This is a genomic window from [Clostridium] ultunense DSM 10521, from assembly GCF_000511955.1.
GTDB lineage: Bacteria > Bacillota > Clostridia > Tissierellales > Tepidimicrobiaceae > Schnuerera > Schnuerera ultunensis.
Genome location: NZ_AZSU01000002.1, coordinates 856,236 through 866,874, shown reverse-complemented (window position 1 = coordinate 866,874; position 10,639 = coordinate 856,236). Strand labels below are relative to the sequence as shown.

Annotated in this window: 10 protein-coding genes, 6 tRNA genes and 1 CRISPR repeat array; of the genes, 2 read left to right on the top strand and 14 right to left on the bottom strand. The window is 33.9% G+C overall.

Annotated elements, in window-relative coordinates:
- The coding region (locus CUL_RS16880; RefSeq protein WP_035142839.1) for an integrase core domain-containing protein at positions 1 to 284 on the top strand (284 nt) is incomplete at its 5' end.
- Between the two features lie 272 nt (positions 285 to 556).
- A CRISPR array of direct repeats spans positions 557 to 1,054; the repeat unit is 30 nt; unit sequence GTTTCAATTCCTTATAGGTAGTCTATAAAC.
- 216 nt (positions 1,055 to 1,270) lie between these two features.
- On the opposite strand, the gene CUL_RS0106995 is transcribed toward CUL_RS16880, so the two are convergent.
- From CUL_RS0106995 to CUL_RS0106935, 13 genes are all read right to left on the bottom strand, one after another.
- Positions 1,271 to 1,347, bottom strand: a tRNA-Arg gene (locus tag CUL_RS0106995).
- 65 nt (positions 1,348 to 1,412) lie between these two features.
- A complete protein-coding gene (locus CUL_RS0106990) occupies positions 1,413 to 2,222 on the bottom strand; it encodes a metallophosphoesterase (RefSeq protein ID WP_005586033.1) in 810 nt (269 codons plus the stop codon).
- 43 nt (positions 2,223 to 2,265) lie between these two features.
- A tRNA-Leu gene (locus CUL_RS0106985) sits at positions 2,266 to 2,349 on the bottom strand.
- A 7-nt stretch (positions 2,350 to 2,356) separates the two neighbouring features.
- Positions 2,357 to 2,432, bottom strand: a tRNA-Lys gene (locus CUL_RS0106980).
- A 16-nt stretch (positions 2,433 to 2,448) separates the two neighbouring features.
- A tRNA-His gene (locus CUL_RS0106975) sits at positions 2,449 to 2,525 on the bottom strand.
- Positions 2,526 to 2,537: 12 nt separating this feature from the next.
- Positions 2,538 to 2,614 (bottom strand) — tRNA-Arg (locus CUL_RS0106970).
- Positions 2,615 to 2,734: 120 nt separating this feature from the next.
- Positions 2,735 to 2,808, bottom strand: a tRNA-Gly gene (locus CUL_RS0106965).
- A gap of 80 nt (positions 2,809 to 2,888) precedes the next feature.
- Positions 2,889 to 3,368 (bottom strand): metallophosphoesterase, encoded by a 480-nt coding sequence (locus tag CUL_RS0106960; RefSeq protein ID WP_005586030.1) that lies wholly within the window; start codon positions 3,366 to 3,368, stop codon positions 2,889 to 2,891.
- 1 nt (position 3,369) lies between these two features.
- Complete coding sequence (gene rdgB, locus CUL_RS0106955; protein WP_005586028.1) at positions 3,370 to 3,981, bottom strand: RdgB/HAM1 family non-canonical purine NTP pyrophosphatase; 612 nt, start codon at positions 3,979 to 3,981, stop codon at positions 3,370 to 3,372.
- 148 nt (positions 3,982 to 4,129) lie between these two features.
- Positions 4,130 to 5,152, bottom strand: coding sequence for a GerMN domain-containing protein (locus CUL_RS0106950; RefSeq protein ID WP_005586027.1), 1,023 nt, complete (start codon positions 5,150 to 5,152; stop codon positions 4,130 to 4,132).
- A 60-nt stretch (positions 5,153 to 5,212) separates the two neighbouring features.
- Positions 5,213 to 5,743, bottom strand: coding sequence for a DUF2179 domain-containing protein (locus tag CUL_RS0106945; protein ID WP_025640910.1), 531 nt, complete (start codon positions 5,741 to 5,743; stop codon positions 5,213 to 5,215).
- Between the two features lie 53 nt (positions 5,744 to 5,796).
- On the bottom strand, positions 5,797 to 7,890 hold the full coding sequence (locus tag CUL_RS0106940) for an N-acetylmuramoyl-L-alanine amidase family protein (protein ID WP_005586024.1): 2,094 nt from the start codon (positions 7,888 to 7,890) through the stop codon (positions 5,797 to 5,799).
- A gap of 114 nt (positions 7,891 to 8,004) precedes the next feature.
- Entirely contained in the window at positions 8,005 to 9,000 is a 996-nt protein-coding gene (locus CUL_RS0106935) for an AIR synthase family protein (RefSeq protein WP_005586023.1), read from the bottom strand.
- A 177-nt stretch (positions 9,001 to 9,177) separates the two neighbouring features.
- On the opposite strand from CUL_RS0106935, the gene CUL_RS18875 reads away from it, so the two are divergent.
- On the top strand, positions 9,178 to 9,324 hold the full coding sequence (locus CUL_RS18875) for a hypothetical protein (protein WP_157752629.1): 147 nt from the start codon (positions 9,178 to 9,180) through the stop codon (positions 9,322 to 9,324).
- A gap of 7 nt (positions 9,325 to 9,331) precedes the next feature.
- Here the strand turns inward: CUL_RS18875 and CUL_RS0106925 are convergent, their stop codons facing one another.
- Positions 9,332 to 10,606, bottom strand: coding sequence for a dicarboxylate/amino acid:cation symporter (locus tag CUL_RS0106925; protein ID WP_025640909.1), 1,275 nt, complete (start codon positions 10,604 to 10,606; stop codon positions 9,332 to 9,334).
- Between the last annotated feature and the right edge of the window lie 33 nt (positions 10,607 to 10,639).

The following is a 10,639-nucleotide window of genomic DNA, read 5'->3' as shown; positions in this document are numbered from 1 at the left end:
GAGGCTCACAATATACGTCAAAGGAATATCGTGAAACAGTGGAATCAAAGCAATTTAAACTATCGTATAGTGCTAAAGGTTGTCCTTATGACAACGCCTGTATAGAAAGTTTTCATGCAATACTAAAAAAAGAATGCGTATATCTTAATACATTTATAGATCATAATCATGCTAAGTTAATATTATTTCAATATATAGAAGGATTTTATAATAGAAAAAGGATTCATTCATCAATCAACTACATGACTCCAGATGAATATGAGAATCTATGTAGAGTAGCATAGCTTGCTTTAGATTTTGAGCCTGAGGGGATGATAGCCACCCGTAGGGCTTGCCATTGATAAGCCAATAAATAAATGCTACAATATTCCACCACGAAGGCACAAAACATAGCTTGCTTTGAGTTTATCGCCTTCGGGTAGAAACCTAAAAGCATTTATGTTTGGATTGTCAATGGTGGCGGAGACCCACAAAAAAACCTAAATTTTTGTCCAAACTATTGACATAGATCCATATAAACCAAACCACGTAACACGTTCCTCATCGTATTGGTTAGGTTTCAATTCCTTATAGGTAGTCTATAAACACGTTCATATCATAGGGGAATTATTCCCCTTTTCCTTGTTTCAATTCCTTATAGGTAGTCTATAAACTCTGATACAATATGTCGTCTCTGCTCCCCCTGTATTGTGTTTCAATTCCTTATAGGTAGTCTATAAACGTAAAAAAAAGATGACCAAAGATAGCTAATTTAATCAGTTTCAATTCCTTATAGGTAGTCTATAAACCTGATGTAATCAAAACAGGTTTGCATGTAGCTATGTGTTTCAATTCCTTATAGGTAGTCTATAAACTAAAATAGATTTGATAAATATAGAAATACACAGCAACAGTTTCAATTCCTTATAGGTAGTCTATAAACCATATAAATTTCATGTATCCAAAGAAGCTGCAAGAGGTTTCAATTCCTTATAGGTAGTCTATAAACTTACTTGTTTCTGCATTGTGGTATATTGCCGTACAGGTTTCAATTCCTTATAGGTAGTCTATAAACGTTACATATATTGATATTACTATGTTTCTCATTTTTTGTCAAATAAGAAATGCTTGGATTTTTGAATTTTGATTTTTGCTTTTTTCCTTTATACTTGTTGGAGTTAACAGATTTGCTTTAAATATTAAATTGTCGTCGATCCCCAGGGATTTTTGCACTACCTGAGGTCGACGACAATTTATTATGGAACCTTATATCACAAACCTATATTAAAATTGGCGCACCCTGAGGGACTCGAACCCCCGGCCAACTGATTCGAAGTCAGCGACTCTATCCAACTGAGCTAAGGGTGCTTATCTATCCTACTACTATTATAAATGGAATTTAATCTAAGGTCAAATGTTTTTAATTATCTATGTTAACTATTCTTTATCGGTTGTATAGTTATATTACTTATCTGTACTCTATTAAAGAGTCTAATAGGGAATATACTGTTCCCCAGACCACTATCTATATATAGAATTGAATTGTTTATATTGAAAACTCCTTTATCATATTTAGGAAAAAGTCCTTGACCTGGAGATATGATTGCACCTATTAAGGGTAGTCTTACTTGACCTCCATGGGTGTGGCCTGTAAGTACTAGATCCTCTATTCCTTTGGAATAAGCTATAGGCCTATTAGGTGAATGGGATAATAATAGGGTAAAATTGTCCTCATCTATCCCTATCATGGTTTCCTGGTAGTCTTGGTTAGTAGCAAAAAAACTCAATCCACAGAGGTTTATCTTTTTTCCCTCTATATCAATAGTTTGGCTATTATTATCTAATATAGTAACACCCATTTCTTTAAGATTTAAAATAAATTTATCTCCATTTTTATTTCCCAATTCATGGTTTCCAATTACAAAGAATATATTAGGATTTATATTTATTAATTCCCCTACTAAATCCAAAGTAGGGTGAATATCCTTGGTTTTACTATCTATAATATCTCCAGTTAATACAATAATATGAGGATTAAAATGTATTATTTTATCTAATAGTTTTTGCGAATTAATATAATCATTAGAATGATAATCGGAAATTTGGGTTACCCTTAAAGCTTTAGATAACTTCTTGCTATGGAATGTCAACTTGTTTACAATAAATTGACTTATTTGAATATAGTTATATATAGAAATGAATATTAGAAATAACCCTAATATACATATTAGCTTTATTTTCATTTTTACCTCCAAAATAAAAAAATTGGCTCTCGCCAATTTTATATGGTGCGGGAGAGAGGACTTGAACCCCCACGTCAAAGACACTAGATCCTAAGTCTAGCGCGTCTGCCAGTTCCGCCACTCCCGCATATTACTGGTGACCCATCGGCGACTCGAACGCCGGACACCCTGATTAAAAGTCAGGTGCTCTACCGCCTGAGCTAATGGGTCTAGTGAAAAATAAAAATGGGGTGGATAATGGGATTCGAACCCACGATCTCCAGAGCCACAATCTGGCGCCTTAACCAACTAGGCCATATCCACCACATATTTTCCTGGTGCACCTAGGAGGATTCGAACCCCCGGCACACGGATTAGAAGTCCGTTGCTCTATCCTACTGAGCTATAGGTGCATGTTATCGTCTCGCAGTTTCGAAACCCAAATCTATTCGCTCGCTAATGCTCGTATAGATTTGGTTCTCATTGCGTTTGACCTACTAAAACTCACTTACGTTCGCTAAGTTAGGTCATAATGGAGCGGATGAAGGGAATCGAACCCTCGTGGCTGGCTTGGGAAGCCAGAGCTTTACCATTAAGCTACACCCGCATTACCCGTCACGAACATCGACTGACAATATAGAATTATAGCAGGTTATTTCACTATTGTCAATAGTTTATTCTTTCTTTTTAATTTAATTCTATAATTTTTATATTTATCTTTTGTTTAATATCTATTATTCCAAAAGTCTTCCTCCTATCAAATCCTCTAGGCATAGAAGGACTGCCTGGATTCATTACTATTATACCAGATTCTTCGATAAAAGTCGACACATGGGTATGTCCAAATAATATTAAATCTGCCTTTACCTCCTCTCCTTTATAAAGTAAATTATCTATTCCGTATCTTACATTGTATTTGTGACCATGGGTTAACAATATTCTTTTACCTTCAATTTCTAATATTTCATCTTCTTTATACTCTTGATAGAAAAAGTCCCCATTCCCCTTTACAATAACAGTTTTAATTCCAGTTTTATTCTCTATATCCAATCCATCTTCCACATAATCCCCTAGATGGATTATTAAATCTGCCTTCTCCATACTATTAACCTTATTCACAAATTCTTCTATTCTTCCATGAGTATCACTTACTGCTATTATTTTCATCCTAATCATCCTCTAATATTTTTATAATCTCTTCTTTTAGTTTTTCTAATGCTTTAGCTCTATGGCTAATTTTATTCTTTACCCCCTCTCCCAGTTCAGCAAAAGTTTTATCATAGCCCTCTGCAACAAATAATGGATCGTACCCGAAGCCTTCTTCGCCTCTAGATTCAAAACCAATATATCCCCTACATTCTCCAGCAACCGTAACTATATTTCCCTTTTCATCTACCAATGCAATTACAGTTTTAAAAAAGGCCTTTCTATTTTCCAAAGAAACTCCTTTTAATCTATTTAATAGTTTAATATTGTTTTTTTCATCAGTAGTATCAACTCCTGAATACCTAGCAGAATGAATTCCCGGTTCTCCATTTAAATATTCAACAAACAAGCCAGTATCATCTGCTATTACCATCCCTTCTACCTTCCTTGCCAAGGCAGTAGCTTTTAATATGGCATTTTCCTCCAGAGTTTTACCATTTTCCTCTATATTAATCTTTTCTAAACCTAATTCTTTCTTAGATAAAACATCAATTGGCAAGTCCTTTAATATTTCTTTTATTTCTTCAACCTTATGAATGTTGCCAGTGGATACAATAAGTCTTCTTTTAGTCATAATTTTCTCCTTTTGTCTTCATCTTTACTATTAGTTAATTATTACCCTTATTAGCTAATATTATTTTAGCAGATTTAAATTTCTTTTTCCATATTCCAATCTATTAGAAATTATTATTCTAAATAGAATAAGCTGCCTTTTAGACAGCTTAATACTCATTGGCAAATGCAGGTATTGTTACATCTATGTGGAAATCCATACCTGCTTCTTCTAAAGTTTTTCCATCTATAAGCAATTCTACCCTTTCTATTTGTTCGAATTCACTTAAAGTTAATCCAATATTCTTTGCCATATTATTAAATACTTGACTATCATTAGGTGGTTCACCATAATCAAAAGAAATATCCACATAGGCTACTCTATCTTTTATATCCACTCCATGGAAGCTAGTTCCCTGAGGAATGTCGGAGCTAAGACCAAGCTCTACTGGTGCTCCATCAAATAAAGTTTCTAAAGCAGTATATATATTTGGTACAGGTGCCAATGTAGGTATGGTTACAGGTACAAAATACTCAAAATCTTCTTCTAAATTGTTCCCCTTATAGTAAACTACGACTTTTGACCTTTGATCTTCTAAATTTCCAGCCAAATTAATATTTTCCCTCTTAATAGGATTAGAAATATCATAACCATATTTTAGAGCTGGAAGGACTTCACCATCGACTAGAAATTGCACTTCATCAATAGCTTGAAATTCCGTTAGAGTATAAACTACGCCTTTGATCAAATTTTCTTCATCTTTTTCCGTTTCATAGTTTAAAATCTCTTTGCTAAAATCTACTTTACAAAGGCCAGTTTCTTCATTTATCGCCATTCCCCTAATTTCCGTGCCTGCCGGTATTATAGGAGATAAACCAGTAGAATTAATACTTTCCCTTAGCTCAGGGCTATCTATCATATTCTTCAATGTAAGCTTCCCAATGCCTTCTTCCCAGGGAATCTTCCTCATAACAGGTACTAATAGCCCTTGCCTATCTTTAAAATATAGTACAGTTTTTCTCATACCATCATCTTCCGTTAGTTCAAATTCATATTCTTCGTCTGACCTAATTATTTCAATTTCATCATCCTTAGAAAAAAGCTTTTTAAAACCTCCTTTCCCTTTGCAGCTAACTATGGATACTGCTATTACCAATATTAATAGAATTAAAATAACTCTCTTATTATCCATCCCTTACCCCCCTCCATGTTTTATTACATTATATTAGAAGATAAGGGATACTATGATTATTTATTTCTTTTTAATGGACGAAAAGTAACCTCCACTTATTGGGCTTATTGTATTGGCAATAATAAATGCCTCTTCATCATAGCTATAAACCAGATCTTTTAACTTACTTAAATCCTTCCTATTTATGGCTGTATGGAGTATTTCTCTAGAACCCTCTTTGCCATGTCCTTCTAGTACTGTTACTCCAAATCCATTTTCCCTTAATTTCTTTATTAACTCCATATTTTCTCCATTAGATCCTTTCAGTATAATCTGGGCTGCTAAATTCCCTAGAGCTATCCTATTTTCTATAATTATACCAATGTAATTCCCACAGGCAAAGCCTAGAGCATAGGCTAGTAAATTTCCTATATTGTCTAAACTACTTACCACCTTGCTTAAAGCCGTTACATATATACTTACCTCAAAAAAACCAATAATAGCAGCTTGAACCTTTCTTCCCTGAACTACCATCAGCATTCTAATAGTTGCCAGTGTAACGTCAGATACCCTAGCAAAAAATATTAACAGATAACCAATAATAAAATTCATAATATCACCTCTAATAAAGAATAAGCGGAGATTAATCTCCGCTATATTATATATTAATATAATTCAAAATATTTTTCTATACCTTTTATAATGGATTCTACCAAAAGATTTTGATAGTCTTCATCTTTTAATAGCTTGGCTTCTTCTGGGTTGGTAAGGAATCCTAGTTCAATCAATACAGAAGGCATTGATGTATCCCTAATTACTACCGTATTTTCCCTAGGTATCAATCCCTTATCCTGGGCACCAGTTCCTTTGGTAAGTTCCTCCATCATTATTTTAGCTAATGCCAAAGTTTCCTCCTTTTTCACATTAGCTTTATCCTTAGAATGATACAATACTTGTATACCTGAAGTATTTGGATTTGCAATTGAATTAGAGTGAATACTAATAAATAAATCTGCTTGGTTCCTGTTAGCAATTGCTGCTCTCTCTTTTAGTTCTACAAAAGTATCATTATCTCTTGTCATTATAGTATTATAGCCTAGATCTTTCAATCTATTATTCAGCTTTAGAGAAACGCTTAAATTAATATCCTTCTCATAAGTATTATTATGAACAGCGCCTGGGTCTCTACCACCATGGCCAGGGTCTATAACTATTATCCTATCGGAAGGCCTTATGTTCTCATCTTTTTTAAAGCTTATGGTAATTTTATTGTCTATATCTTTCGACAGAATGGTATAATCAATTCCTCTTCTAAAGGTAATAATAACCTTAGAAAGATTTCCCCCTTTTCTTATGGTTATATCATTTATTAAACCATCTTTTATGCTCATAAAACCTTCTTCTATGTCCAACATACGGGAAGGCATAGTCGCTACCATAGTATTTTCTTCCCTATTATAGTCAATACTATAGTCAGCATTTCCCTTAGTATTAATAGATACAACTCTATTGCTACCTTCGAAAGCATAGTTAATTACCTCTCCCAGATTAGCCTCCGGGATAATTATCACCTTATTTCCTTCTGTGTAGATCTTAACATCAGGGTCCTGTATTCCTTCCTTAATATCTAATACTAATCTAACTATTCTATCATTTGGTTTATATAAGTTATCTGGAACGAATTGAGATACTCTCACTCCTTTAATAAACCCAATATCATGATCATAGTTGAAATAATTCCCACCCTGTAATGAAGAATCCAGTAAGTCAACAACTACCCTATCCGGATTTGATAATTTAAAGCTCTTAATTTCAGGTTTCTCTGTGTTGTGAATAACAAGGGCCTCTTTGCCGTCTATTACTTGTTTTTCAATTTTCCCCACCCTATTTACAAAAGATAAGGTTAAAATTTTGCCATCTTCTTCTGAAACCATATCAAAATCTGCGTTCTCAGTTAAATTGATGACTATCCTTACCACGTCAGGGTTAGAAGAAAATTGAGATATGTTTATCCTATTTATTGGTTTACTATTTACATCTATTCTTCCTACTCCACCTTCAAAGGATATATTATCTTTAAGATCCAAAACTGAATCCTCAATACTAATAACTAATCTATCAGGGTTTTTAAGTAAAACTGTAGAATAGTTTAATTTTTCTGTTCCCTTTACTGTTACTTTTGGTATATTAGTACTACCCTTTCCCACAGATATATTGGTTACCCTTCTAGTATTAGTATTTTCTTCTTCGCCTTCTTCGCCTTTGGTGTTGATAAAAGGCACTCTCTTTGAACTATCCCATCCTACTTCAAAGCCTAGGGCTTCAGATACTAACCTTAGGGGGACCATAGTTCTTGAATCTTTGTTTTCGAAAGTTACAAGCTTTGGTATAGTCCCACCTTCTATAGGCTTTTTCTCACCATTTACATAAATATATTCACTATTTATTGTAATTTTTATCTCCTTATTCTTTTGTTTTACAGTTGCTGTTTTCGTTTTTTGATTCCAAGTAACTTCAGCACCATAACGTTCTGCAAAAAACCTAATAGGAACTAAAGTATAGTCTTTAACAGGATGAATGAAGGTAGGAATATCTGAGAATACTGCTTGTCCATCTAATACCACTGGCACTTCTTTCACTGTGTATTTTCCCCCATCCATGCTTACGGTAATACTATTACCATTCTTAGCGGCTAATGCTGGTGAATTTAGGAATACAAAAATCAATAAAAAGGATAAAACAACTTTCCATTTCCTCATCTTAATTGCCCCTTTCCACATCCTTTGCTGTTTATTTTATGGCTTATGTTATTTATATCATTTGATAGGTTATTATGTCAACGGAATGGGGATTTTGTAATGATAATGTAATATTTAATCCAAAATTGAAAGCCCCTTATATAGTTCATCACTTGTCGGAGGATCTATATCTTCCAGTGCACCGTCTCTATCTATTAAGATCCCTTTTTCCACTACTTCCCCAATAGTAGTAACTTTTATCCCTTCCTTTTCTAATCTATCTTCTATAGTATTGACCTGATCCTCTGCTGCAATTATTAACATACTTCCACTAGAGATCAATCTAAAGGGATCAATATTTAGGATTGAAGATATTTCTTTTGTAACTTCTTTCATAGGGATTAACTCTTTATATATTTTTATCCCCTTATTAACTGCAACTGCTCCTTCCCATACTGCTCCTAGTACTCCACCTTCAGTTATATCATGCATATAATTTACTCCAATTTCGCCACAAATAATTCCCTCTTTTATTACGGATATCATCTTGCCCATATCTTGGGCTTCTATCATTTTTTCTTTGTCTATTTTATCCTCTAGATATTCCTCTAATTCCTTAGCTAATATGGATGTGCCTTCAATACCAGCATACTTAGTTATTAATACCTTATCTCCAACTTTCACATTTTCTGTATTAATCATATTTTCTTTTTTCTGTTTTCCCAAAACCGTTGTGGAAATAACTACTCTATTTACCGCATCGGTAATTTCGGTATGTCCTCCCATAATCTCAACCTTTAACTCCTTTGCAGCTTCTCCTGCCTCCTTCATTATTAACTCAATATCTGCTTCCGTTGTAGAAGGTGGTGCTAGGATGGTTAAAAGAGCCCCTATGGGTTCAGCTCCACTGCTAGCCACATCGTTACAGGATATATATATGGCAAGTCTACCTATGTCCTTAGTTGCTCCAGTTATAGGGTCGGTAGAGATAATACAAATCTCCCCGTTGAAATCTATAATTGCATTATCTTCTCCTATGGCAGCCCCTTGAATAATTTCCTTTCTTTTATATTTAATTTTGTTAAATACAACCTTTTCCAACATATGGTTTGGTAATTTTCCTATTTCCATAATAAAACCTCCTTACCATTATTCATCTATAATTATTACCCTATTATTATGTAAGTATATTGTATCAGAATACAAACACTTTTGGTACACTTTAAGTACACTTTTATTAAATCTAATAATATTTACTACAGGACTGGTCATGATAATATAGATAAATCAAATTCAAGGAGGTAGAACATGATTATTCCTTGTTCTGAAAAATGTTTTTATCAAGAAGAAGGTTTGTGTACCTTAACCCAAATAACCATATCTTCAGGTACCCCATTAGAAGATTGTCCTTATTACCGTGAAAAACATAATGAAAAAAAAGGGACTAAAAAATAGTCCCCCTTTATTTTGATAAGGCTTTAGAGTCAGAATTAAATACTTCTTCGTCTAATTCCCCTTCTTTTTTAGCTATTATTACAGTACACACTGCATCTCCTGTAATATTAACAGTAGTTCTACCCATATCTACTAGCCTATCTATGCCCATTATCAAGCCAATTCCTTCCAAGGGCAATCCTATTGATTGTAATACCATAGATAGCATAATAGTTCCTGCTCCAGGTACTCCTGCTGTACCTATGGACGCTAATGTAGCAGTTAAAACTACTGTTAATATAGCTCCGATACTTAATGGTACATTATATACTTGCGCAATAAAAAAGGTTGCCACCCCTTGCATAATTGCAGTACCATCCATATTGATAGTAGCTCCAAGAGGAATGGTAAAAGCAGCTATATTTCTAGACACTCCTAATTGCTTCTCGTTTATATCTAAATTAATAGGAACCGTTGCATTACTACTAGCAGTAGAAAAGGCTACAGACATGGCAGGGAAAAATTTCTTATAAAACTTTTTAGGGCTTAATCCTGTAAGACCTTTTAACAATCCAGAATATACTAGCCCAGCATGAAGGATAAGACCAATATAGACAGCTATTATATACTTTAATAATGGCACTAAGGCTGCATATCCAACGGTAGCAAAAGTTCTAGCAATTAAACCGAATACTCCTAAAGGAGCAAATAACATAACAAACCCTACCATTTTCATTACTAATTCGTTTAGCTGTTCAAATATTTGAAGGATTATCTTAACTTTGTCTCCTAAAATCGATAAACCTATACCTGTAATTATCGCAAAAACTATAATTTGGAGCATATTCCCGTCAGCCATAGCTGATATTGGATTTCTTGGAACCATTTCAAATAATATTTGTACCAATGGTGTTTTTTCATTTACTGTTGTTTCTATTTGTTCAATGGCACCTAAATCCAGTCCTATACCTGGCTTCAATAAATAGCCTAAAACTAAAGCTAAGGAAACGGCAAAAGCAGTAGTTACTAAATAAAAGGCTATGGTTCTGGCGCCTACCCTACCGAGCTTTTTCACATCCCCCATACTAGCTGCCCCATTAACTAGCGAAATGAATACGAGAGGAACTACCATCATCATAATCCCTCTTAAGAATACCTGACCTAATAATTGAAAGATTCCGTCGATTAAAATATCATCTTTAAAAGTCCCAGCTGGTAAATTGTATACTAATATACCAACCACTAGACCTATTAATAGGCCCATAAAAATTTTAGTAGTGGATCCTATTTGTTTTTTACTCATAAAATCCCCCCATTCTAAAAAAATAATCATAAC

Coding starts and splice junctions, on each gene's coding strand:
- CUL_RS0106990 (WP_005586033.1), bottom strand. CDS start 2,222: ATGAAAATAAAGCTAATATGTATATTAGGGTTATTTCTAATATTCATT.
- CUL_RS0106960 (WP_005586030.1), bottom strand. CDS start 3,368: ATGAAAATAATAGCAGTAAGTGATACTCATGGAAGAATAGAAGAATTT.
- rdgB (WP_005586028.1), bottom strand. CDS start 3,981: ATGACTAAAAGAAGACTTATTGTATCCACTGGCAACATTCATAAGGTT.
- CUL_RS0106950 (WP_005586027.1), bottom strand. CDS start 5,152: ATGGATAATAAGAGAGTTATTTTAATTCTATTAATATTGGTAATAGCA.
- CUL_RS0106945 (WP_025640910.1), bottom strand. CDS start 5,743: ATGAATTTTATTATTGGTTATCTGTTAATATTTTTTGCTAGGGTATCT.
- CUL_RS0106940 (WP_005586024.1), bottom strand. CDS start 7,890: ATGAGGAAATGGAAAGTTGTTTTATCCTTTTTATTGATTTTTGTATTC.
- CUL_RS0106935 (WP_005586023.1), bottom strand. CDS start 9,000: ATGGAAATAGGAAAATTACCAAACCATATGTTGGAAAAGGTTGTATTT.
- CUL_RS18875 (WP_157752629.1), top strand. CDS start 9,178: ATGATTATTCCTTGTTCTGAAAAATGTTTTTATCAAGAAGAAGGTTTG.
- CUL_RS0106925 (WP_025640909.1), bottom strand. CDS start 10,606: ATGAGTAAAAAACAAATAGGATCCACTACTAAAATTTTTATGGGCCTA.